Raw genomic sequence first — 22,430 nt, 5'->3', positions numbered from 1 at the left:
TCTCCATGAGTCGCAAACGATGGGTCAACTATTTAACCCATCAGCATCCAGGTCGCTGGAACAGCTGCTACAAGAAGCAGGCCGATCAAAGCCATTTCCTGGCGTTTTAATACGTTGTCATGCGCGTGAGTTTTGCGGGCATAAAGGAAAACCAGCAACCCCGGAGCATACAGCACCACGGACAACAGCAGGTGCATCGGACCTGACGCGTACAGTAACCATAAGCCATAAATGCATGCACCGACACCAACAGCCTGATGAATTGGGCGGGTCGCTATTTTCAGCAAAAATGCGCCGACGAGGAAATAGGGCACCAGAATCATCTCAGAGGCAATAGTCAGCAGCGTATTGTAGTCAGAACCTGTGAGCCAGATCAGCACCAGACAGACCTGCACGCAGATGTTAGTCAGCCACAGTGATGCAGATGGCGCACCTTGCGCATTCTGACGGGCAAAAATACGCGGGAATGCTTTGTGCGTGGATGCCAGAAACGGGACTTCCGCCGCCATAATCGTCCAGCTCAAATAGGCGCCGCAGACAGAGACAATCAAACCCGCGGCGATAATGATTTCGCCCCATGGCCCCATCATTTTAACCATCAGACCAGCCATTGATGGATTGCGGACCTCAGCCAGTTCCGGGCGTGCGACCACGCCAAGAGAAAGCAGGGTCACCAACAGGTAGACGCCAAGCGCGGCAAGTACTGCCAGCAGTGTCGCGCGCCCAACATCGCGTTTGTTCCTCGCCCGTGCGGACACCACGACAGCGCCTTCCACGCCGATAAACACCCACAGGGTGATAAGCATGGTGTTTTTAACTTGCTCCCAGACAGGAACACCCAGTTTCACACCGGTAAAGTCCAGGCTAAAGGTGTCGAGCTTAAATAACATAAATGCCAGAACGATAAACAGGCCAAGCGGCAGTAGCTTCGCCAGCGTCGCCACCAGATTAATGCTGGCGGCTGTCTGTACACCACGTAACACCAGAAAATGCACGACCCACAGCAGTACCGATGCGCCAACAATAGACTGCCAGGTATTCCCGTCGCCAAACAGACGTAACGCAGGTGTATCGGTAAAGAAGCTAAGTGCGGAAAAGACGATAACCAGATAGGAAACGTTAGCGATAACGGCGCACAGCCAATACCCCCACGCGGAACAGAAACCGATCAGTTCTCCGAAGCCTTCACGCGCGTAGGTAAAGATACCGCCGTCCAGTTCCGGGCGGATACGCGTCAGGATAAGCATGGCAAACGCGAGCAGCAGGATCCCCGCGCCCGTAATCGCCCAACCAATCAATAACGCTGCCGGGCTGGCTACTGCAGCCATATTTTGTGGCAGGCTGAAAACACCGGCGCCAAGCATTGAGCTTAGAACCAGCGCTGTCAGTGCGCTCAGACCCAATTTCTTTTCCATTTGTATCCAGTTACAAAAACGAGAGTGAGAGAATAATTATTTTGGCAAATCGCATAAAAATGGTGAAAGCGACTCAAGGCGCGGGATTTTACGGAGAGAAGACAGCGCATGCAATGGGGATAGGCAGATTTGTGACTAAAAATGCTAAAGGCGGCATAAAGCCGCCTTTTATTGTTACAACTGTCTGTTACTTATACAGGTCGGCGCTGATGGTCATGTTGTTACCACGTTCCGACCACTGGCGGGTAATGTGGTAGTACTTGGCACCTTTTTTCGCTGCACGTTTAGCAACCTGGTAAGAGACTTCGGTCATGTTGCCATAGTTACCGGTGAACTTGATGCTGTCGAACGGCACCATCATCGCGGCGGTAGCTTTGTTCAACTCCTCAACTTTAGTACCGTCAGGCAAGGTGACAGTGTAACGTCCGCCTTTAGTTGACTGAGTTTCGAAGAAACGACCCACTTCGGCACTCGGAGACGCGGTTGTTGCCACGCCTGGGATTTCAACTTTCTTCGCGGCTTCGCCACCGGCTGCTAAAGCGGCACGTCCGGCATCAGAATCGGCAGGGATCGCATCAGGGCTTTGAACAACACGTTTTTTCGCATCTTCTTTGTAGATGAATGCGGTAATACGTTGGTTACCCCCCTGGTTGGCATCAACCTGGCGTACGATATAAAAAGAGTAAGCCCCTTTTTCTTTCGCCACTTTGGTGATGGCATCATTTACTTCAGGCTGGCTGCGGTAGAAACCCTGAACCGTAACGGTATCGAAAGGTTCAATCAGAACAGCCTGGTCTTTCGGTAATTCCATAACGCCGTTGATGACGCGATTTTTGGTGACTTCTGCTTTTTCAGCGTCGGCTTTATAGATATCGGCGACGACGCGCCAGTTACCGCCACTGCCAAAATCTGAGGTATCAACAACATAAAAGGAGGCTGCACCGTCTTTATCTGCACGACGGGATACGGCGTCTACCGCATCACCGATAGCATTAAAACGACCGGTAACCACAATGCGGTCATAGGGTTTCAGGGCAGCTGCTTGCTCCGGCGTCAATTCTGTCGCTGCATTTACAGAAAAAGCAGTCGCAGAAAGAAGAGCGGACGCCAGGAGAGTGTTCTTAAGCTTCATAAAAATAATCCTTCGCCTTGCGCAAACCAGGTACTGGTATTGTTATTGACTAGAAACGTGGCTGATTATTGCATTTAAATTGTGTCAGTGTCTGCGTGATTTTTCACTCATCGTGCCACCCATGCTAACAACATCGATAACATTTAGTGATATGTCTAAAAATTCGGCGTTTGGCGGCTAAAACTGATAAAGCAGTTGAATTTCATAAGTTAATTTAATGTTAATCAATTGTTCTACGGTGGCGCTTAATCATGTTTTGCCGCTTCGCTTGAGCGAATTATCGGCCTTTGCGGGCTATTTAAAGGGCATTATCCCTGCTTGCGAATGAATTCATTCCTGTTTTGCAAATTTCATAATAAATACTGTTTTTTGGCGCTAGATCACAGGCGTCATTTTCAGTAGCTTATACAGAGTTTGTTACTGTTTTATTTTATTGGGGTAACACTGAGCTCTCTCGGGAGTGTGCGCATGCCTCTTGCGAACATTGATAAACCATCATCAAAAATACAGATGGAAGGGAACATTATGCGAATTGGCATACCAAAAGAACGGTTAACCAATGAAACCCGTGTTGCAGCCACACCGAAAACGGTTGAGCAGCTGCTGAAGCTGGGTTTTAGCGTCGCGGTTGAAAGCGGCGCAGGTCAACTGGCTAGTTTTGACGATAAGGCGTTTGTGCAAGCAGGCGCAGAAATTGTTGACGGGAATGCTGTCTGGCAGTCAGAGATTATCCTGAAGGTCAATGCGCCAGAAGCGTTTGAGATTCCGTTGCTTAATTCGGGTACCACGCTGGTGAGTTTTCTCTGGCCTGCGCAGAACCCTGAGCTACTGCAAAAGCTCGCTGAGCGAAATGTGACGGTCATGGCGATGGATTCCGTGCCGCGTATTTCGCGTGCGCAGTCACTGGATGCCTTAAGCTCGATGGCCAACATTGCCGGGTATCGTGCAATTGTTGAAGCGGCACATGAGTTCGGACGGTTCTTTACCGGGCAAATTACCGCGGCGGGTAAAGTTCCACCTGCCAAGGTGATGGTGATCGGTGCTGGCGTGGCGGGATTGGCCGCTATCGGTGCAGCAAACAGCCTCGGGGCGATTGTTCGCGCCTTTGACACGCGCCCGGAAGTAAAAGAACAAGTTCAGAGTATGGGCGCTGAGTTCCTCGAACTGGACTTTAAAGAAGAAGCGGGCAGCGGCGATGGCTACGCCAAAGTGATGTCCGAAGCGTTTATTAAAGCGGAGATGGAGCTGTTCGCCGCTCAGGCAAAAGACGTCGACATCATCGTTACCACCGCGCTGATCCCGGGGAAACCAGCGCCGAAACTGATCACGCGTGAGATGGTTGATTCGATGAAGCCCGGCAGCGTGATTGTCGATCTCGCCGCGCAAAACGGGGGTAACTGCGAGTATACCGTTGCCAATCAGGTGACCACCACCGAGAACGGCGTCAAGGTTATCGGCTATACCGATTTGCCGGGACGTTTGCCGACTCAGTCTTCACAATTGTATGGCACCAACCTTGTAAACCTGCTGAAACTGTTGTGCAAAGAGAAAGACGGCAACATCACCGTTGATTTTGACGATGTGGTGGTGCGCGGCGTGACAGTGGTTCGCGATGGTGAAATTACGTGGCCTGCACCACCCATCCAGGTTTCTGCTCAGCCACAAGCGGCGCCTAAAGCTGCACCTGCACCACAGGAAGAGAAAAAACCTGCATCCCCATGGCGCAAATATGCGCTGATGGCGCTGGTGGTGATTTTGTTTGGCTGGCTAGCCGACGTCGCGCCAAAAGAGTTCCTCGGACACTTTACGGTGTTCGCACTTTCCTGCGTGGTGGGTTACTACGTGGTGTGGAATGTCTCGCATGCGTTGCATACCCCGCTGATGTCCGTGACTAACGCTATCTCCGGGATCATCGTCGTGGGGGCATTATTACAAATTGGCCAGGGCGGCTGGGTGAGTTTCCTGAGTTTTATCGCGGTGCTTATTGCCAGCATTAATATTTTCGGTGGCTTCACCGTGACTCAGCGCATGCTGAAAATGTTCCGGAAAAACTAAGGGGTAACATATGTCTGGAGGATTAGTTACAGCTGCATACATTGTTGCCGCAATCCTGTTTATTTTCAGCCTGGCGGGACTTTCCAAACACGAAACGTCTCAACAGGGTAACAACTACGGCATCGCCGGGATGGCGATTGCGCTGATTGCCACGATTTTTGGCCCGGATACCGGCAACGTCGCCTGGATTCTGGTTGCAATGATCATTGGTGGTGCAATTGGTATTCGTCTGGCGAAAAGAGTCGAGATGACCGAGATGCCGGAGCTGGTGGCGATTCTGCACAGCTTCGTCGGTCTGGCCGCCGTACTGGTTGGTTTCAACAGCTACCTGTATCACGATACCGGTCTGGAACCGATCCTGGTGAACATTCACCTGACTGAAGTGTTCCTCGGCATCTTTATCGGTGCAGTAACCTTCACCGGTTCTATCGTGGCGTTTGGTAAACTGCGCGGCAAGATCTCATCTAAGCCGCTGATGCTGCCGAATCGCCATAAGTTGAACCTGGCGGCACTGGTGGTTTCTTTCCTGCTGCTGGTGGTGTTTGTTCGTACCGAGAGCGTGGGCCTGCAGGTTCTGGCGCTGCTGGTGATGACCATTATCGCACTGGCGTTTGGTTGGCACCTGGTAGCATCCATCGGTGGGGCCGATATGCCGGTCGTCGTCTCTATGCTGAACTCCTATTCAGGATGGGCGGCAGCAGCGGCAGGCTTTATGCTGAGCAACGATCTGCTGATCGTTACGGGTGCGCTGGTCGGTTCCTCGGGTGCGATCCTGTCTTACATTATGTGTAAGGCAATGAACCGTTCTTTCATCAGCGTTATTGCGGGTGGGTTTGGCACCGATGGGTCCTCAACCGGTGATACCGAAGAAGCAGGTGAACATCGCGAGATTAATGCCGAAGATACCGCTGAAATGCTGAAAAACTCTCATTCTGTGATTATCACCCCGGGCTACGGTATGGCGGTGGCGCAGGCGCAGTATCCGGTGGCGGAAATCACTGAGAAACTGCGCGCCCGTGGTATCAAAGTCCGCTTTGGTATTCACCCGGTAGCAGGGCGCTTGCCTGGTCATATGAACGTGCTGTTGGCGGAAGCAAAAGTGCCGTATGACATCGTGTTGGAAATGGATGAAATCAACGATGATTTCGCCGACACCGATACCGTGCTGGTTATTGGCGCCAACGATACGGTGAACCCGGCAGCGCAGGATGATCCGCGCAGCCCGATAGCCGGAATGCCGGTGCTGGAAGTGTGGAAAGCGCAGAATGTTATCGTGTTCAAACGCTCAATGAACACCGGTTATGCAGGCGTGCAGAACCCGCTGTTCTTTAAAGAAAACACCCATATGCTGTTTGGTGATGCCAAAGCCAGCGTGGATGCGATTCTGAAAGCGTTGTAATGCGTTCTTAAAAGTAAGACGGCCTCTGCGGAGGCCGTTTTTTTGTTAAACATCCAGTTTACGCTGGGTTATCCATTCCACGCGCGCCGGATCGCGATGCGAGAAAAATGCGCTGATCCCGGCGTCCATGGCGGCGATTTGCGTCATTTCCTCAGTCGTTAAGGTAAAATCCAGTATCTGAATATTCTCTGTCATACGCGCTTTACGCACGGTTTTCGCCAGAGAAATAATTCCGCGCTGATAAATCCAACGCAGTACTACCTGACCGATGCTTTTCCCGTACTTTTTACCAATCGCGGCCAGTGTCGGATTTTGAAACAGGTCATTGCGCCCCTCGGCGAACGGCGCCCAGGCTTGTGGTTGAATATTGCGGCTCTGCATCCAGGCTACGGCATGCGGTTGCTGGTGGAAGGGATTCACTTCTATCTGATTCACCGCCGGGATGATGCGGTTGAAGGCCATCAAATCTGCCAGACGGTCCGGGTGAAAATTGCTGACGCCAATTGCGCGAATTTTCCCTTCCTCGTAGAGTTCCTCCATCGCACGCCAGGCACCGTGTACGTCGCCATAGGGCTGGTGGATTAAATACAGGTCAAGGTAGTCAAGTTGAAGGCGCTGCAACGAACGCGCAAACTGAGCTTTCGCGCCAGCGTAGCTGGTATCCTGTAACCACAGCTTGGTTGTGATGAAAAGTTCATCGCGGGGTACGCCGCTTTGTTTCAGCGCATTGCCGACCTGAGTTTCATTCAGATAGGAGGCGGCGGTATCGATCAGGCGATATCCTGTTTCGATGGCATCCCGCACGGCTTGCTCACACTCGTTCGCTTCGGTCATTTGGTATACACCAAAACCGAGCAGAGGCATCTCAACACCGTTATTTAAGACCGTTGTATTCATGGAACGCTCCTGAACATCATTTTTTGCATTGCCAGCAGATTAGCAAGAATCTGTTCACACCATTAGTCGGTTAAATCAGCATAGACCTATGAGCTAAATTCATTTTTAGCAGGCTAAAATGCGAAGGTTGTCGCATGTGTTAGCGGGGAGAGGGCGTTACTCATGATTGGCGTTCATAAACTTATGCTTCTTCGGCTATCTAATCACTGTCATTCACCCCGTATATACTGCCACCTGACTTTTCCTAAGATAACAGGACGCTATGCGTACACGTGAACAGTGCTTGCCGGCTGCTACTGCAAGCCAGACCGGTCTCTCTTTTATTCTCATCCTCAGCGGCCTGATGGCCTTTACTTCACTTTCAACCGATATCTACCTCCCGGCGATGCCGACCATGGCGGGGGATTTAAATGGCAATGTGGAGCTTACTGTTACCGGTTTTTTGGTGGGGTTTGCTATTGCGCAGCTGATCTGGGGACCGATCAGCGATCATCTGGGCAGACGTACACCGTTGTTCATCGGCATGGTGCTGTTTATCATCGGTTCTGCGGGGTGTGCGCTGTCCACGGATATCACGCAAATTGTTTTCTGGCGGGTCTTTCAGGCGCTGGGGGCCTGTACCGGACCGATGCTGGCGCGTGCCATGATTCGTGATCTCTTTGCTCGTACTCGTGCGGCGCAAATGTTGTCAACCCTGGTACTGGTTATGGCGATTGCCCCCATCGCAGGGCCATTGATTGGCGGGCAAATTATTCGACTGAGCACCTGGCACTCTATTTTTTGGTTACTGGTGGCCATTGGCGTGCTGATGTTTATCTCGTTGCTGTGGTTACCGGAAACACTCCCTGAAGAAAGACGCGTAAAAGCCTCACTGGCAGGCGCATTCCGGCATTACCGCGCGCTATTAACCAATGGTCGATTTATGCGCTACACCCTGAGTCTGACCTTTTATTACGTGGGTGCGTATGCGTTTATTACCGGTTCGCCATTTGTTTACATTCGCTATTACCATGTCGATCCGCAGCATTATGGCTGGTTATTTGCGTTAAATATTGTCGGCGTTATGGCGATGAGTGCGGTCAACCGCCGGCTGGTGCAACGGCACGCGTTAGAACAGTTGCTTAAGTACGCGACAATGTTGGCGGCACTGGCTGCTGTTGCATTGGCACTGCTGGTTCAGCTGGAAATAGGGGGGGTTATTGCCATTATCATCACTGTGTTTCTGCTATTTTCGATGAATGGGATCATTGCAGCAACGTCGACGGCCGCCGCGCTGGATGCGGCCCCCAATATCGCCGGGTCAGCTTCGGCGCTGATTGGTTCATTACAGTATGGCAGTGGCATCATCTCATCGTTACTGCTGGCGAGATTGAGTGACGGCACCCCCTGGACCATGGCCTGGATTATTGCGCTATTCACACTGATGAGCGCCGCACTGGTGTTCCGAGACAAACAGTAGTTGAACAGCTCCGCGATAGCGGGGCATACGCTTATTCTTTGTTAAGATCGCTCAGCAGGACGGCAATGCTTTGACCACCATTTGTTTGCTCAAGGGCAATCTTTACAATGATGGTCAGCGGTACTGAAAGCAGCATCCCAACGGGACCGAGCAGCCAGCCCCAAAAAATCAGCGACAGGAATACCACCAGCGTAGAAAGTCCTAGCCCACGCCCCATGATGCGGGGTTCGAGGATATTGCCGAATACCAGGTTAATCACCAGATAACCTGCCAGCACGAGCAACGCGTCGTAAAAACCGCTGAATACCAGCACCTGAGCAATAGGGGGAATCGCTGCCAATACCGAACCGATGTTAGGAATATAATTCAGGGCAAAGGCCAGTAGTCCCCAGACAAACGCGAAGCGGACATCCAGTGCGGCAAGCATGCCCCAGGCGACCAGGCCGGTGACGATGCTGATGGCGGTTTTTAGTACCAGATAGTGTGAGACACTGTCGATAGCGCGTTGGATCGCGGCCATTCCCTCAAGAGGGCGGCTCATCATTTGTTTGAGTTTTCCGGGGAGTTGCGGTACTTCCAGCAGCATAAAAACCACGGTCAGCAACAGTAGAAATATCGAGGACATCGCATTAGAGAGTTGCGTCAATAAATTGGTGACCAGCGTCATCGCAGCGTTCGGATCGACATATTTCACCAACTCGTCTACGGAAACGCCGATCCCCGCACGTTGTAGCCACGGTTCGATATTTTTCAGTGGGATAACCAATGACGAACGATACTGCGGCAATGTCCGTGCCAGCTCATTTAAGGATGTACCTAAATAAGCCAGAAGCAGCACCATTAGCATGACAATAATAACAACCAGCAATGACACGGCAAATACACGCGGTATGCGGAGCTTAACCATGCGCTGTACTACGGGATTAAGCACGACGGCGATAAATAACGCCAGAATAAACGGTACGATGATATCGGCGGCAAATCGGATACCGGTTAAAATGATAACCAACATGCCGAGCATAATAACTATTTTTAGGCCGTTAAGCGTGATGATCGGTTTTGCCATGTGAATCCCTGAGTTTTTTATCAATATAATAATGTGATCTGCCTCGAGCCGTTATAACAAAAATCAAACGAGTCGGGTAAAGAAGTGAAAAGATTTTGAGTTCGCATTGAACCTATGATACAAATCACCTGTGTTTAACTACCGAGGACAATTATCATCCGCGATGATGAGAAGCAACACTGCGGATAATTGTAATATTATGGACAATACGTTCAGGATGTTTTTGCGTTTACCTACACTTCTTCGTACCTCCTCCACTTTCTTGCTTGCGGGTGAGCAACACTGGCGCAACGCGCTTTAGTCCCTTCTTCTGCCTGAGCTGGCGTTATGCGCTGAGCTATCTGATTCTATTTTTTGGTTTACTGCATGCAGTAGGCCCAAAGGACTATATTCTCAAGCAGGAGAAGCATCATGTTTTACTGGATATTATTAGGTCTGGCCATTGCGGCTGAAATTACCGGTACGCTGTCAATGAAATGGGCCAGCGTAGGCCATGGTAATGCGGGCTTTATTTTAATGCTGGTAATGATCGCCTTATCGTATATTTTTCTCAGTTTTGCCGTTAAAAAAATCGCCCTTGGTGTGGCCTATGCCTTATGGGAAGGTATCGGAATTTTATTTATTACGCTGTTTAGCGTGTTGTTATTCGACGAAACCTTGACCACGATGAAAGTTGCTGGACTGGTCTCGCTGGTGTTAGGCATTGTGTTGATCAAATCGGGTACCCGCAAGCCGGCAAAAGCGAGGAGGGAGGTGACCCATGCAGCAGTTTGAGTGGGTTCACGGCGCGTGGCTTGGAATGGCCATCGTTCTTGAAATCGTTGCTAACGTCTTCTTAAAATTTTCCGATGGTTTCCGCCGTAAGGCTTATGGCGTGTTGTCGCTGGTGGCGGTGTTAGCGGCCTTTAGTGCGCTGTCCCAGGCGGTAAAAGGGATCGACCTTTCTGTCGCCTACGCGCTGTGGGGAGGATTCGGGATCGCCGCAACGTTGGCCGCAGGATGGGTGCTTTTTGGTCAGCGCCTGAATAACAAAGGCTGGATTGGCGTCGCCTTGCTGCTGGCCGGAATGATAATGATCAAACTTGCCTAATCTACGTGCTGCCCGCAAACGTGGGCAGCATGCGTCATCCCTTCGCCAGTGCTTCGAGTTTATCGCGAAAACCCGTCACAGAAATGGCGCGATTATCTGCCCGCCAGCGATCTTTTGCTGCTGGAGCGGAGCTTTGCACACCAATCAATTGCCAGCCTGAATCTGTCTTTAACATCAATGGGGAGCCGCTGTCGCCAGGGAGCGTATCGCACTGATGCGACAAGACTGTATTTTGCGCCCAGCCAGTTACCACGCAATCCTGATGCGTGTACAGGTCATCCAGGTGATCTTCCGGGTACCCCGATTGAGTCACTTTACGGTCAGCAGCTTTTAGCGCAGCGGTTAACGCGGCTTTATCACCGTCAAATAACGGTAGCGGCGTGATCCCGGAGGGGGGATAACGTAACACTACCAGACCAAAATCCCACGGAGCTGCAGAAGGTGGGACAATCCAGCCGTCACCATCTGCTTTTAAACGCTTGCCGAGAGAGGGATCAACCCGTCCTTCAATGCCGTGGATTTCATAGCGCCAGATACCCTTTTTCGACACAAAACGTAGCGCGACGGCTTTATCCGGCTTGCCTTTTGGTGGGGTGAGTAAGCAGTGCCCGGCGGTCAGGGCCAGGTGAGGTGAAATGAGCGTAGCCGTACACAGGTTACCGCTGGCGGTTTCCAGTTGCCCGATAGCGTCCCACGGTGATTGTGTAGGGTCAGTCACCCTCACACGATCATCATGACCAAAAAACAGCGTTTTTATGTTATCGGCTTCAGCAATGGTCGTTGCAGGCTGCTCCGCATGTGCAACGACAGGAAATAGACAAATTGAACCCAGTAATACCGCAATGGTTTTATGCATATCACACTCTGGTGGGGAATTATGATTATTAACAGCAAACCCTCAGTTAATACTATAGACGGGACGGCGGGAAAGTGGGAGTAAAATCAGATAACTACACTCAGGAAAGATAAAAATGCATGGCGATAAGAGCGCAAATTATCAGGGTAATAAGAATGAACTCAAAGCGGTAATGTGACACCATTTTACCCTCCGAAAGGCGGCGCTAAATCAGACTGATTTAGCGCCGTATGCTATGGCATGGGGGATGCCATGGTTACTACAGATGTTTTATGCAGCCGGCTGAGCAGCTGGTTTAGCGGTTTCGTGTTTTACTGCTTTTTTGGTGTGTTTTTTAGCGGCCTGAGCTTTCTGCTCTGCGGCTGGTTTGGTTGCAGCTGGTTTAGTTGCTGCTTTTTTGGTGTGTTTTTTGGCTGCCTGAGCTTTCTGCTCTGCAGCTGGCTTGGTTGCTGCTTTTTTGGTGTGTTTCTTCGCAGCCTGAGCTTTCTGTTCTACAGCCGGTTTAGCTGCGGATTTTTTAGCGTGCTTTTTGGCAGCCTGCGCTTTCTGCGGAGCTGCTTTGTGCTGTTTTTTATGATGAGTGGTTTTTGCCGGTGCGGCTTTCGTGGTCGCAGCAGCAGTCGGAGCGGTAGTAGCAGTTGTTTCAGCAGCAAATGCAGCGGAAGACAGACCCATAGCAGCGGCAACAACCAGAGCTAATACTTTTTTCATTCTCATACCCTCGATTTGGTTTTTCATTCAACCCCACTGCGGGGCCGTTGAAATAACTATATCGCTGTAATCTCTGGGCTTCCGTGAGTCATTGGTTTCGACGTGTAACCGTTTGTACAATGACTCACGGTTTACGATTACAGATAGCGGGCTTCCAGATGGGCGCGGAAATAGCGGCTGCTCAGCGGCTCTCCGGTTGCCTGGGTAATGAGCTGCTCGGTCGTGAAACGACTGCCATGTTGCCAGATATTCTGGCGCAACCAGTCAAACAAGGCGCTAAAATCTCCTTGCGCAATGGAGTGGTTTAAGCCTGGCAAGGCACGGTTAGCTGCACTGAAAAGCTGGGCTGCATACATCGCCCCCAATGTGTACGAAGGGAAGTAGCCAAAACCGCCATCGGTCCAGTGGATATCCTGCATACAGCCGTTACGGTAGTTCCCGATCGTAGAGAGCCCTAACCAGGCCTGCATTTTTTCATTCCACAAGGCAGGAATGTCATCGACCTCAATGTCGCCGTTAATCAACGCGCGCTCGATTTCATAACGCAGGATCACGTGAGCAGGATAGCTAACCTCGTCAGCGTCAACGCGGATATAGCCCGGTTTGACCTGCTGGTTCCAGGCGATGAAATTGCTTTCCTCAAAGGCGGGTTGATTGCCAAAATGTCGGGTTACTGCGGGAATTAACCGTTTCAGAAACGACGGGCTGCGGCCTAATTGCATTTCAAAGAACAGGCTCTGAGATTCATGGATAGCGGTTGATCGTGCCAGGGCAATAGGTTGTCCTGACCAGTTCTGAGGTAGATTTTGCTCATAACGCGCATGACCTGTCTCATGAATGACGCCAAATAACGCGCTGAGCAGTTCGTTTTCATCGTAGCGGGTGGTAATCCGAACATCTTGCGGTACGCCGCCGCAGAACGGATGTGCACTGATGTCCAGGCGTCCCGCGGTAAAATCAAAACCTAACTGCGCCATGGTTTCAAGGCCCAGCTCACGCTGAACTGCAGTCGGGAAGGGACCAGTGGGGGCGATAAGCGATTGTTGTGATTGTTTTGCCACTACCTTATTGAGCAATTCGGGTAGCCAGCTCTTGATGTCGGCAAAGAGAATATCCAGCCGGGCGCTGGTCATCTCTGGTTCAAAGACATCCAGTAATGCGTCGTAGGGCGAACATCCTTTCGCTTCTGCACGCAGTCGGGCTTCTTCGCGGCTGTACTTAACCACCTCTTTCAGGTTTTCAGCAAACCCTTCCCAGTCATTGGCCGGGCGTTGGCTGCGCCAGGCATGTTCGCAACGACTGCCCGCCAGTGATTTCGCTTCTACCAGTGATTCGGGTAGTAAGGACGCTTGATGATGTAGCCGTGACATTTCGCGCAGATTGGCCTGCTCGACATCGTTCAGGTCTTCCTGCTGCGCGGCGGCGATCCACTTTGCCACATTGGCACCGGTTAACAGTTGATGTTCAAGCACGCTCAGTTCAGCCAGCGCTTCACCCCGGGCTTTGCTACCGCCAGGCGGCATCATGGTAAACATGTCCCAACTGGCTATTGCCGAGAGGTGGGAGAAGCGAGAGAGGCGCTGGAACGTACGGGTGAGTTGATGGTAATTATCGCTGTTACTCATTTTTTGTTCTCGTTCTGTTGGACCAGATTTCAGAGTCTAACGCGATTTCGCAAATTAACCCATTCATCATAGGCATGGGAATTTTGGTAGCTTGTCAATGATAATGATACTTTTTATCATGGTTGTGTGTTGTTCAGATAACGAGAACATTTCATTTTATCCAAGGAGCAGGTGTGCAACAGGAAGTCAGTAACGAATATATCGCAAGGACAAAAGCGGTGGCTGGCTGTTTCTCTATGTTTTTGTTGATGTTCGGCCTCACATTTTCCCCATTATTTTTCCCTGCCAGTCACGACTTGCTCGCCAAAGGATTACTTTTCCCGCTGCTGTTTACACTGGAATTCGTCGTCCTGGTGCCGTTGTATTACGTTTTCTTTAGAAAAAGAGACGGTCTCGGCAAAGGAACATTCAACGCCAGGTGGTTTGCCATATTGTTTGTTGCGCTGCTGATTGTGCAGCTGGTCCTGCCCTGGGTATTGGGGATCAGAAAGACCGAAGAATGGGTGACAAGCCAGGTCTCACTGAACAGCTACGCGCTTTGGTTATCCAGTGTAACGCTGATATTTATTGCACCCGTGTATGAAGAAATCATCTTCAGGGGCTGCCTGTTCAATGCCTTTCAGTACTGGTTCAATAATAAAACAAGATTGTCGTCAGTGGTGGTGTCGGCTATTTTCGCCGTGATGCATACACAGTATGTGGATCTGAGAACGTTATTGATGTTGTTTATTGTGTCCCAGGTTTTGATCCTGGCGAGGCTGAAAAGTAACGGTTTACTGATGCCGATTTTGCTACATATTTTGATGAACGGTACGGTAATTGCTCTGCAGATTAGCGCCCAGACGTTTATGTTATCGTGAGACGTTTATGATGCCCGGTTTTCGGGCATCATTGATTATGCGTGCAGACGGTGGTGCAATCGGGCACCAACCAATAGCGCCAGCACCAGCATCAGTGCGATAAACCCGCCCACGCCGTTCCAGCCATAGCTATGCCAGAAAACACCCCCTAGTGTACCGGCAATGCTTGAGCCCAGGTAATAGCTGAACAGGTACAGTGAAGAGGCCTGGCCTTTAGCGCGTTTGGCTCGCGGCCCGATCCAACTACTTGCCACGGAATGCGCCGCAAAAAAGCCGGCTGAAAAGAGCAACATACCGGCAAAAATCAGCCATAACGAGGTAAACAGAGTCATTATTAGCCCGAACAACATCACGCCCGTCGAGAACAACATTACCGGGCCGCGCCCATAACGGGTGGTCATGGAACCGGCTTTTGGTGAGCTCCAGGTGCCGGTAAGATAAGCCACAGACAACAAACCGACGACAGCCTGGCTCAGCGCCCAGGGCGACAGCATCAGACGGTAGCCGATGTAGTTAAACAGTGTGACAAACGACCCCATCAGCAAGAACCCTTCTGCGAACAACAGTGGAAGTCCTCTGTCACGCCAGTGCAAACGGAAGTTGATAAATAACGTTTTAGGCCGTAACGATGTCGGTCTGAAGTGCCGTGATTCCGGTAAGATCTTCCAGAACATTAGCGCGGAGGCGAGGGCAAAGCAGCCAATAGCCGCCAGCGCGATTCGCCAGTTAAAAAAGTCAGTAAACACGCCGCTAATCAAACGACCACTCATACCACCAATCGAGTTTCCGCTGATGTATAAGCCCATTGAAAATGCAACAAAACTTGGGTGAATTTCCTCACTCAAATAGGTCATTCCCACGGCCGCCACGCCGCTCAGTGACAGTCCGATCAGCGCACGCATGATTAAAATACCGTGCCAACTGGTCATCATTGTTGAAAGGAGCGTACAACAAGAGGCGAGCAGCAGCGCGGTAACCATCACCGGCTTGCGGCCAATAGCATCTGAAAGTGGGCCGGTAAACAGTAACCCTATCGCCAGCATCGCTGTTGAAATGGAGAGCGAAATACTACTGCTGGCAGGCGATACGCCAAACTCGTGCGAAAGCACAGGCAGTATGGGTTGTACGCAATAGAGGAGGGCAAAAGTCGCCAGTCCGGCGGAAAACAGCGCCAGCGTGACGCGCATAAATGGGGATGTTCCGCGTTTGATAAAACCATCCGGCGGGGTAACTATCTGTTCATCAACATCGCTTGTTGGCGCGGTATCGACAGTTGTTGTACGGCTCACTTGAAATCCTTGCTCATCCAATTACGTCTACAGGACCAGCCTTAAGAGTATGAAAATCACAATATTCTGTCTAATATATTAATAATCTCAAATAATATTTTAAAGATATGAATATCGAACTGCGTCATTTACGTTACTTTGTGGCAGTTGCGGAAGAGCTGCATTTTGGTCGTGCAGCGGCACGACTGAGTATTTCGCAACCTCCGTTGAGTCAGCAGATCCAGATTCTTGAGCAGCAGGTGGGTGCACGGCTACTGGCGCGGACTAACCGCAGCGTGGCGCTTACCGCTGCCGGAAAACAGTTTCTGGCGGACAGTCGGCAAATCCTGGGTCTGGTAAATGAGGCTGCCGCCCGTGCTGAGCGATTACACCTGGGGGAGTCTGGAGAACTTCGCATCGGTTTTACGTCATCAGCTCCGTTTATTAAGGCCGTGTCCGATACGCTGTCTCTTTTTCGCCAATGCTATCCTGCGGTGCATATGCAAACCCGTGAAATGAATACGCGCGAGCAAATTGCCCCGCTCAACGAGGGAACACTGGATTTAGGGCTCCTGCGCAATACGCAACTACCGGACACGCTGGCGCGGGAGGTCATTTTGCATGAGCCGCTGATGGCGATGATCCCACGCGCACATCCTCTGGCGCAAAAGCCGGTGGTGACGCTGGCGGAGCTGGCAAACGAACCGTTTGTCTTTTTTGATCCGCATGTTGGAACGGGGTTGTATGACGATATTCTCGGCCTGATGCGCCGTTATGATCTGAAACCAACCATCGCCCAGGAGGTCGGTGAGGCGATGACCATCATTGGACTGGTGGCCGCAGGGTTGGGGGTTTCCATTTTGCCCGCCTCTTTTAAACGGGTGCAATTGTATGAAATGTGTTGGATCCCTATTGCCGAAGACGATGCGGTCTCCGAAATGTGGTTGGTGTGGCCGAAGCATCATGAACAAAGCCACGCAGCGCAGCGTTTTCGCCAGCAGCTTTTAGCCGCAGCGCAGCGCGGTTAATTTAGTTTAAAAATGGTAGAAAATGTGCAGTAAATCACAAGGCTAAGCAAAAAGTTGACGGAAACCATTGAAGTGCTTCACCATAGTCTACAGATTATTTCGGAGCGCGAAAATAAAGGGAGTAAGTGGTGGTTGCTGATAGTCAGCCTGGGCATATCGATCAAATTAAGCAGACCAATGCGGGCGCGGTTTATCGTCTGATTGATCAGCTGGGACCGGTATCGCGTATTGATCTCTCTCGCCTGGCACAATTGGCGCCTGCCAGTATTACCAAAATTGTCCGAGAAATGCTGGAAGCGCATTTGGTGCAGGAGCTGGAAATAAAAGAAGCCGGTAACCGCGGACGTCCGGCGGTTGGGCTGGTTGTCGAAACAGAAGCCTGGCATTACCTTTCTATTCGTATTAGTCGTGGCGAGATTTTCCTGGCGCTGCGCGATCTGAGCAGCAAACTGGTGGTCGAGGATTGTCTTGAAATGGCGCTGGTCAGCGAGATATCGTTACTGGAACGGGTTGTTGCGCAAGTCGATCAGTTTTTTATTCGTCACCAGCAAAAACTCGAACGCCTAACTTCCATCGCGATTACCTTACCCGGCATTATTGATACAGAGAACGGTATCGTACATCGTATGCCGTTCTATGATGACGTCAAAGAGATGCCGCTCGGCGAAACGCTGGAGCGGCATACCGGCGTGCCGGTATACATTCAGCACGATATCAGCGCATGGACCATGGCCGAGGCGCTGTTTGGTGCATCACGCGGGGCGCGTGATGTTATTCAGGTAGTCATCGATCACAACGTGGGTGCAGGGGTGATCACTGATGGTCATTTACTGCATGCAGGCAGCAGCAGCCTGGTCGAAATAGGTCATACGCAGGTGGACCCTTACGGCAAACGGTGCTACTGCGGTAATCATGGGTGTCTGGAAACGATCGCCAGCGTCGACAGCGTGCTGGAACTGGCGCAGGTGCGACTGAAGCAGTCAATGAGCTCCTCTCTGCACGGACAACCGTTGACGGTAGACGCACTGTGTCAGGCGGCCATGCAGGGCGATTTATTGGCGAAAGATATTATTAACGGCGTTGGGACACATGTCGGTCGTATCCTGGCCATCATGGTGAATTTGTTCAACCCGCAAAAGATATTGATAGGATCTCCACTCAGTAAAGCTGCTGACATTTTGTTCCCGACGATTGCTGACAGCATTCGTCAACAGGCGCTTCCGGCCTACAGCCAGCACATTGTTGTCGAAAGTACGCAATTTTCTAATCAGGGGACGATGGCGGGGGCCGCTCTCGTTAAAGACGCGATGTATAACGGTTCTTTGTTGATTCGTCTATTACAGGGTTAACATTTTTTAACTGTTGTACGAAAAATTGCGCTATCTCAAGCTGGTTCTGGCCGTCATACTTTAGACTTTCTCCACTGTTTTATTTTCCTGACTTATATTTTCAGAGCATACGGTGGAGTTAGTGATGCTGAAGCGTTTCTTTATTACAGGTACAGACACTTCTGTTGGGAAGACCGTGGTTTCCCGCGCATTACTACAAGCGTTGGCGTCAGGGGGTAAACGTGTGGCGGGTTACAAACCCGTCGCCAAAGGCAGCAAAGAGACCCCGGAGGGTATGCGCAATAAAGATGCACTGGTGCTGCAAAGTGTGTCATCCATCGAACTGCCGTACGAGGCGATTAACCCTATCGCGCTGAGCGAAGACGAAAGCAGCGTGGCGCATAGTGGTCCGGTTAACTACACCCTGTTATCCAATGGACTTGCAAGCCTGAGTGAGAAGGTTGATCACGTTGTTGTTGAAGGTACAGGTGGCTGGCGTAGTCTGATGAACGATCTGCGTCCGTTATCGGAGTGGGTAGTACAGGAGCAACTCCCGGTTCTGATGGTGGTGGGCATTCAGGAAGGCTGTATTAACCATGCCATTCTCACCGCCCAGGCGATTGCCAGTGACGGGCTGCCGTTGATTGGCTGGGTAGCGAACCGTATTAACCCCGGATTGGCGCATTATGCCGAAATCATCGACGTGCTAAGCAAAAAATTACCGGCACCGTTGATGGGTGAATTGCCTTATTTGCCACGTGCCGAGCAGCGCGAGCTTTCTCAGTATATTCGTCTATCAATGCTCGGCAGCGTGTTGTCTGTAGATAGAGTCATGGCGTAACGTTCGCGACAGCACTGACGACACGACGCAAGCCATCAACAGGCCGGGGAGCAGTCGATACTCCCCGGTCATTTCACAGACCATCAATGTCGACATAATGGGGGCATGGGTCGTCGCCGCCAGCAGTGTGGCCATTCCTGTTAAGCCCAACAGTACCGCTATTTCATCCGCCCCCGGAAGCCAGAACCCCCATACCCGACCCAGTAACATACCGATCGACAAACCGACGAACAACGTTGGTGTAAACACGCCGCCGGGGGCTCCTGAACCGCTACTGGCGAGTACGGCCAGCAATTTGCAAATGAAAATTCCGCTGATGACGGCGAGCAAAGGCGGAGAGAGTAAATACGACTGTACCACGCTGTAGCCGTTGCCCCAGACCGCAGGTGTGAGTAGCGACAACAGGCCAACGATCAACCCGCCCAGGGCTAACTGGCCTGGTGGTGCGAGTTTTAAGCGCAAAAAGCCGTTGTGGCTGGTGGTCATAAGCCACATAAAAAGAGGTCCGCAGAGACCGGCTAACAGACCCGTGCTGATAATCATCACATATTCCAGCACATGCAGTTCACGTGTCAGATGAACGGTATACAGTAGCGCGTTGCTGTTGCTAAGCGCATTGGTGGTTAACAATGCGACGACGGCGGAGACAACCACCGGCCCTAATGAGGCGAGGATCAACGTGCCAAACAGCACTTCGGCAATAAATAAGCTACCCGCCAACGGAGCGTGATACGCACCGGCCATACCAGCAGCAGCCCCGCAGGCAATCCATAATTTCCATTCCGAACGCGGTGTGAAGCGTTGTGCGAAGCATGAGGCCGCCAATGCGGCCAATAAAATCATTGCTCCTTCACGACCAATGGCGCTACCGCTCGCCACGACGACCAAAGAGGCCAGTGATTTCACCAGACTTGCGCTGACGTCGAACTGCCCGTCAGTCTGCAGGGCTTCCATATAATCTGTGGGGGCCTGTGGGCGTAAACGATTAAATTTTTGCCAGCCCCAGAGCAAGAGTCCTGCCGCCAGACCACCGAGCGCAGGTGTCAGCATGCGTCTGAACGGCGGCAGATTTGTCGCGGCATTGACCAGACTTCCCGTATCGTTACTCAGGAACAGCCATTCAAGCAATTGCATCGCATGACGAAATCCTGCAACGGCCAGGGCTGCAAGGATACCAATCATCGCGGCGATCAGCAGACGCCGAAACAGAGTGCGTAGGTCAGGATAAGCATGTAAACGATGCATGGGTTGCCAGACAGGAATATTCAGACGGCTTATTTTGCGGGTAATTAGCCGCAGAAGCAAAAGCTCAGCGTGCGAAACTTAGCGGGAAATGGGCAGGAACTGTCCTGCCCGTGGGTGACATTAACGAAACAATGGTTTATCTGCCACCGGAACTAATAACTGCGACTGCCATTGTGCCAGCGTCAGGCGTGCCAGTTTACCCAACCCCTGGTAGAACGGATGGTCCGCCTTCTCGATAAAAACATCGAGAAAGCGAGCCGACCACGGCAGTAGATGCCAGGCCAGCAATTGCTCACATTCGGTGTGGCGGCCATTTTCGGCAAGCCAGGCGGTTAGCAGTAACAGCGAACCAAAGTGATCTTCTGGCTCATTCTGTTGCAGCGCAAACTGAATGCCGTTGTCGCGCATCCATTGACGTAATGCCAGCGTGGAATCACCAAACAACACGTTTTCGCGATCCAGCCAGACCGAACCCCAGGGCGGGGATGGCAAAGCGTAGGGGCCGATAAACAAACGTTGCCAGGCTTGTGGGAGCGTTTCATCGCTATCTGTCTGCATTTGTGCAGCCAGTGGCGACAGCGCAGCTTCCGGCAGCGGCCACTGTGCTTGCCAGCCATCAGCTTTTAACGCACTGACCATCGCAGATGCTTCAGCGCTATCTGGCGCATAGAAGAACAACGCGCCCAGAACGCGCGCTGCGGTTGAAAAGTTGTCACATTGTGAAAAATGGGTCATGCAAACAATCCTGAACAGTGCGGGTTGCCCCGCACCCGAGAGTTAACCTGCAACAGCCATTCCGACTGTCATATGCAAACCATAAAACAAACCACGACCAATGATTTCACCGGCCAGGACTAAAATTAAACCTAACGCCAGCCCAGCGGCATGCGGGTTTTTACGGCGGATAAGCGGGCATATCCAGCACCCAAGACCTGCGGCCAGCAAGACGATGCGCCACACCTGTAAGCGGCCGTAGTCAGGTACCAGCGCATTGGCGAATTGCACCGAACTGTGGATTGTGCCGAGGGAAAGTCCCTGCAGGACAATCACACCTGCACTCACCAGTAACGCCAGCACGCTTATTCCCGCGAACACGTTGGCATTAAAAGGAACACCAGCAGCACGCAACAGCAGGGCGGCAAAGAGTGGCCCGCTCAGAAGCATGGTCATGAAAAAGGCCACCGTAGTGTAACCATTATACCAGGTCGGTACGGTATCTATCTGGTAAACGTTGGTCATCGCCCAGACAAACACCACGCCCAGCAACATGCTTACCAGCAGCCATATTTTACCTAATGCAGCAGGCATTTTACCGAGAAAAGCGACCAGCCACCATAAACCACCGACGGCAAAAAACAGCGAACCGCTGGCGATTTCATTACTTAGCGCTGATTCACCGACTCTGTTCAGTGAGTTAAATGCGCGTAACGGAGACCCCAAATGCATAACCGAGGCCAGGAATGCGATTCCCATTACCAGCCAAAGAAAAAACATACTGCGAACAATGCGCTGCCTTACAACATCGTCTTTGGCGGCAACCCAACCCAGCCCACTGACGATTAGCGCGCCTGCCACGCATTGGCCCAGAACCGTGAACAGTACCAGCGGCCATTCATGCCATCCACTTCCCATTTTAGACCTCCTTCGGATTAGCCAGATAACCCGTGGTATCCCCGGTCGGGCGGCTATTGGCATTTGGTTTGATGACGATGCTCGGTTTGGTAAAGTGCGCACCAGGGAGCGGCGCTACCGCGGCCAGGGTGCCGTGTTTTTTACGCAGTTCCTCTATCGGGCCGAAGTCCAGCGCACGCAGCGGGCAGGATTCGACACAGATGGGTTTCTTACCCTCAGCAACGCGTTCATGACAGCCATCGCACTTGGTCATGTGTCCTTTGGCGGCATTGTATTGCGGCGCGCCATACGGGCAGGCCATGTGGCAATAGCGACAGCCAATGCACACATCTTCATCCACGACCACAAAACCATCTTCACGTTTGTGCATCGCGCCGCTTGGACACACCTTGGTACAGGCCGGGTCTTCACAGTGGTTGCACGCAATGGAGAGGTAGTAGGCGAAAACGTTCTGGTGCCAGACACCGTTATCTTCCTGCCAGTCACCGCCGGCGTATTCGTAAATACGGCGGAAACTGACGTC

23 protein-coding genes are annotated in these 22,430 nt (G+C 51.6%); 10 read left to right on the top strand and 13 right to left on the bottom strand.

Annotated elements, in window-relative coordinates; genetic code table 11:
- Positions 1 to 32: 32 nt before the first annotated feature.
- Both OGY19_RS14345 and ydgH read right to left on the bottom strand, forming a co-directional pair.
- Complete coding sequence (locus tag OGY19_RS14345; RefSeq protein ID WP_115602079.1) at positions 33 to 1,415, bottom strand: amino acid permease; 1,383 nt, start codon at positions 1,413 to 1,415, stop codon at positions 33 to 35.
- A gap of 187 nt (positions 1,416 to 1,602) precedes the next feature.
- Entirely contained in the window at positions 1,603 to 2,547 is a 945-nt protein-coding gene (gene ydgH, locus OGY19_RS14340) for a DUF1471 family protein YdgH (protein ID WP_005121175.1), read from the bottom strand.
- 525 nt (positions 2,548 to 3,072) lie between these two features.
- On the opposite strand from ydgH, the gene pntA reads away from it, so the two are divergent.
- Both pntA and pntB read left to right on the top strand, forming a co-directional pair.
- The gene (gene pntA / locus OGY19_RS14335; protein ID WP_048212589.1) at positions 3,073 to 4,602 is read left to right on the top strand and encodes a Re/Si-specific NAD(P)(+) transhydrogenase subunit alpha; all 1,530 of its coding nucleotides are present in this window, start codon (positions 3,073 to 3,075) and stop codon (positions 4,600 to 4,602) included.
- Between the two features lie 10 nt (positions 4,603 to 4,612).
- Positions 4,613 to 6,001, top strand: coding sequence for a Re/Si-specific NAD(P)(+) transhydrogenase subunit beta (pntB, locus tag OGY19_RS14330; RefSeq protein WP_005121173.1), 1,389 nt, complete (start codon positions 4,613 to 4,615; stop codon positions 5,999 to 6,001).
- 45 nt (positions 6,002 to 6,046) lie between these two features.
- Here the strand turns inward: pntB and OGY19_RS14325 are convergent, their stop codons facing one another.
- A complete protein-coding gene (locus tag OGY19_RS14325) occupies positions 6,047 to 6,898 on the bottom strand; it encodes an aldo/keto reductase (protein WP_048211726.1) in 852 nt (283 codons plus the stop codon).
- Positions 6,899 to 7,160: 262 nt separating this feature from the next.
- Here OGY19_RS14325 and OGY19_RS14320 point away from each other — a divergent pair, with 262 nt between their 5' ends.
- Positions 7,161 to 8,357 (top strand): multidrug effflux MFS transporter, encoded by a 1,197-nt coding sequence (locus OGY19_RS14320; RefSeq protein WP_115602078.1) that lies wholly within the window; start codon positions 7,161 to 7,163, stop codon positions 8,355 to 8,357.
- A 31-nt stretch (positions 8,358 to 8,388) separates the two neighbouring features.
- Here OGY19_RS14320 and OGY19_RS14315 read toward each other — a convergent pair whose 3' ends face one another.
- On the bottom strand, positions 8,389 to 9,423 hold the full coding sequence (locus OGY19_RS14315) for an AI-2E family transporter (RefSeq protein ID WP_048211724.1): 1,035 nt from the start codon (positions 9,421 to 9,423) through the stop codon (positions 8,389 to 8,391).
- A gap of 130 nt (positions 9,424 to 9,553) precedes the next feature.
- Between OGY19_RS14315 and OGY19_RS24605 the strand changes: the two genes are divergently transcribed.
- From OGY19_RS24605 to mdtI, 3 genes are all read left to right on the top strand, one after another.
- Positions 9,554 to 9,724: a protein YdgV gene (locus tag OGY19_RS24605; RefSeq protein WP_086523670.1), complete on the top strand. Its 171-nt coding sequence runs from the start codon at positions 9,554 to 9,556 to the stop codon at positions 9,722 to 9,724.
- A gap of 107 nt (positions 9,725 to 9,831) precedes the next feature.
- Entirely contained in the window at positions 9,832 to 10,197 is a 366-nt protein-coding gene (mdtJ, locus tag OGY19_RS14310; protein ID WP_161958620.1) for a multidrug/spermidine efflux SMR transporter subunit MdtJ, read from the top strand.
- The gene (gene mdtI, locus OGY19_RS14305; RefSeq protein WP_040233868.1) at positions 10,184 to 10,513 is read left to right on the top strand and encodes a multidrug/spermidine efflux SMR transporter subunit MdtI; all 330 of its coding nucleotides are present in this window, start codon (positions 10,184 to 10,186) and stop codon (positions 10,511 to 10,513) included. Before mdtJ ends, mdtI begins: the two co-directional genes overlap by 14 nt.
- A 34-nt stretch (positions 10,514 to 10,547) precedes the next feature.
- Here the strand turns inward: mdtI and OGY19_RS14300 are convergent, their stop codons facing one another.
- The 4 genes from OGY19_RS14300 to OGY19_RS14290 all read right to left on the bottom strand — a co-directional run bounded on the left by OGY19_RS14300 (position 10,548) and on the right by OGY19_RS14290 (position 13,705).
- Positions 10,548 to 11,369, bottom strand: a complete 822-nt coding sequence (locus tag OGY19_RS14300) for a trypsin-like serine peptidase (protein WP_048211723.1) — start codon at positions 11,367 to 11,369, stop codon at positions 10,548 to 10,550.
- Positions 11,370 to 11,469: 100 nt separating this feature from the next.
- Positions 11,470 to 11,553, bottom strand: a complete 84-nt coding sequence (ydgU, locus tag OGY19_RS24600; protein WP_049259791.1) for a small membrane protein YdgU — start codon at positions 11,551 to 11,553, stop codon at positions 11,470 to 11,472.
- An 86-nt stretch (positions 11,554 to 11,639) separates the two neighbouring features.
- Complete coding sequence (asr, locus tag OGY19_RS14295; protein ID WP_048211722.1) at positions 11,640 to 12,080, bottom strand: acid resistance repetitive basic protein Asr; 441 nt, start codon at positions 12,078 to 12,080, stop codon at positions 11,640 to 11,642.
- Positions 12,081 to 12,217: 137 nt separating this feature from the next.
- Complete coding sequence (locus tag OGY19_RS14290; protein WP_286596691.1) at positions 12,218 to 13,705, bottom strand: carboxypeptidase M32; 1,488 nt, start codon at positions 13,703 to 13,705, stop codon at positions 12,218 to 12,220.
- A 173-nt stretch (positions 13,706 to 13,878) separates the two neighbouring features.
- Here OGY19_RS14290 and OGY19_RS14285 point away from each other — a divergent pair, with 173 nt between their 5' ends.
- Positions 13,879 to 14,565, top strand: coding sequence for a CPBP family intramembrane glutamic endopeptidase (locus tag OGY19_RS14285; RefSeq protein WP_115602076.1), 687 nt, complete (start codon positions 13,879 to 13,881; stop codon positions 14,563 to 14,565).
- 35 nt (positions 14,566 to 14,600) lie between these two features.
- Here the strand turns inward: OGY19_RS14285 and ynfM are convergent, their stop codons facing one another.
- Positions 14,601 to 15,854: a multidrug efflux MFS transporter YnfM/SxtP(Kp) gene (gene ynfM / locus OGY19_RS14280; RefSeq protein WP_048211719.1), complete on the bottom strand. Its 1,254-nt coding sequence runs from the start codon at positions 15,852 to 15,854 to the stop codon at positions 14,601 to 14,603.
- Positions 15,855 to 15,961: 107 nt separating this feature from the next.
- Between ynfM and ynfL the strand changes: the two genes are divergently transcribed.
- The 3 genes from ynfL (at position 15,962) to bioD (ending at position 19,030) form a co-directional block, all read left to right on the top strand.
- The gene (ynfL, locus tag OGY19_RS14275) at positions 15,962 to 16,861 is read left to right on the top strand and encodes a multidrug efflux transcriptional activator YnfL/SxtR(Kp) (RefSeq protein WP_115602075.1); all 900 of its coding nucleotides are present in this window, start codon (positions 15,962 to 15,964) and stop codon (positions 16,859 to 16,861) included.
- Between the two features lie 128 nt (positions 16,862 to 16,989).
- A complete protein-coding gene (gene mlc, locus OGY19_RS14270) occupies positions 16,990 to 18,210 on the top strand; it encodes a sugar metabolism global transcriptional regulator Mlc (RefSeq protein ID WP_115602074.1) in 1,221 nt (406 codons plus the stop codon).
- 124 nt (positions 18,211 to 18,334) lie between these two features.
- Positions 18,335 to 19,030 (top strand): dethiobiotin synthase, encoded by a 696-nt coding sequence (bioD, locus tag OGY19_RS14265; RefSeq protein ID WP_005121161.1) that lies wholly within the window; start codon positions 18,335 to 18,337, stop codon positions 19,028 to 19,030.
- Here bioD and clcB read toward each other — a convergent pair.
- The 4 genes from clcB to OGY19_RS14245 form a co-directional block, all read right to left on the bottom strand.
- Positions 18,986 to 20,275 (bottom strand): voltage-gated ClC-type chloride channel ClcB, encoded by a 1,290-nt coding sequence (gene clcB, locus OGY19_RS14260; protein ID WP_115602073.1) that lies wholly within the window; start codon positions 20,273 to 20,275, stop codon positions 18,986 to 18,988. The genes bioD and clcB overlap by 45 nt on opposite strands.
- Before the next feature lie 120 nt (positions 20,276 to 20,395).
- Positions 20,396 to 21,010, bottom strand: coding sequence for a Tat proofreading chaperone DmsD (gene dmsD, locus OGY19_RS14255; protein WP_115602072.1), 615 nt, complete (start codon positions 21,008 to 21,010; stop codon positions 20,396 to 20,398).
- Between the two features lie 42 nt (positions 21,011 to 21,052).
- Entirely contained in the window at positions 21,053 to 21,907 is an 855-nt protein-coding gene (locus tag OGY19_RS14250; RefSeq protein WP_048211715.1) for a dimethyl sulfoxide reductase anchor subunit family protein, read from the bottom strand.
- Between the two features lies 1 nt (position 21,908).
- The coding region (locus OGY19_RS14245; protein WP_286596686.1) for a DMSO/selenate family reductase complex B subunit at positions 21,909 to 22,430 on the bottom strand (522 nt) is incomplete at its 5' end.

The sequence above is a fragment of the Citrobacter sp. Cy070 genome (assembly GCF_030332245.1).
Taxonomy (GTDB): Bacteria; Pseudomonadota; Gammaproteobacteria; order Enterobacterales; family Enterobacteriaceae; genus Citrobacter; species Citrobacter youngae.
Note: the sequence above shows the minus strand (reverse complement) of the source record. Positions and strands in the feature narration are given on the sequence as shown.

Coding starts and splice junctions, on each gene's coding strand:
- OGY19_RS14345 (WP_115602079.1), bottom strand. CDS start 1,415: ATGGAAAAGAAATTGGGTCTGAGCGCACTGACAGCGCTGGTTCTAAGC.
- ydgH (WP_005121175.1), bottom strand. CDS start 2,547: ATGAAGCTTAAGAACACTCTCCTGGCGTCCGCTCTTCTTTCTGCGACT.
- pntA (WP_048212589.1), top strand. CDS start 3,073: ATGCGAATTGGCATACCAAAAGAACGGTTAACCAATGAAACCCGTGTT.
- pntB (WP_005121173.1), top strand. CDS start 4,613: ATGTCTGGAGGATTAGTTACAGCTGCATACATTGTTGCCGCAATCCTG.
- OGY19_RS14325 (WP_048211726.1), bottom strand. CDS start 6,898: ATGAATACAACGGTCTTAAATAACGGTGTTGAGATGCCTCTGCTCGGT.
- OGY19_RS14320 (WP_115602078.1), top strand. CDS start 7,161: ATGCGTACACGTGAACAGTGCTTGCCGGCTGCTACTGCAAGCCAGACC.
- OGY19_RS14315 (WP_048211724.1), bottom strand. CDS start 9,423: ATGGCAAAACCGATCATCACGCTTAACGGCCTAAAAATAGTTATTATG.
- mdtI (WP_040233868.1), top strand. CDS start 10,184: ATGCAGCAGTTTGAGTGGGTTCACGGCGCGTGGCTTGGAATGGCCATC.
- OGY19_RS14300 (WP_048211723.1), bottom strand. CDS start 11,369: ATGCATAAAACCATTGCGGTATTACTGGGTTCAATTTGTCTATTTCCT.
- ydgU (WP_049259791.1), bottom strand. CDS start 11,553: ATGGTGTCACATTACCGCTTTGAGTTCATTCTTATTACCCTGATAATT.
- asr (WP_048211722.1), bottom strand. CDS start 12,080: ATGAAAAAAGTATTAGCTCTGGTTGTTGCCGCTGCTATGGGTCTGTCT.
- OGY19_RS14290 (WP_286596691.1), bottom strand. CDS start 13,705: ATGAGTAACAGCGATAATTACCATCAACTCACCCGTACGTTCCAGCGC.
- ynfL (WP_115602075.1), top strand. CDS start 15,962: ATGAATATCGAACTGCGTCATTTACGTTACTTTGTGGCAGTTGCGGAA.
- bioD (WP_005121161.1), top strand. CDS start 18,335: ATGCTGAAGCGTTTCTTTATTACAGGTACAGACACTTCTGTTGGGAAG.
- clcB (WP_115602073.1), bottom strand. CDS start 20,275: ATGCATCGTTTACATGCTTATCCTGACCTACGCACTCTGTTTCGGCGT.
- dmsD (WP_115602072.1), bottom strand. CDS start 21,010: ATGACCCATTTTTCACAATGTGACAACTTTTCAACCGCAGCGCGCGTT.
- OGY19_RS14250 (WP_048211715.1), bottom strand. CDS start 21,907: ATGGGAAGTGGATGGCATGAATGGCCGCTGGTACTGTTCACGGTTCTG.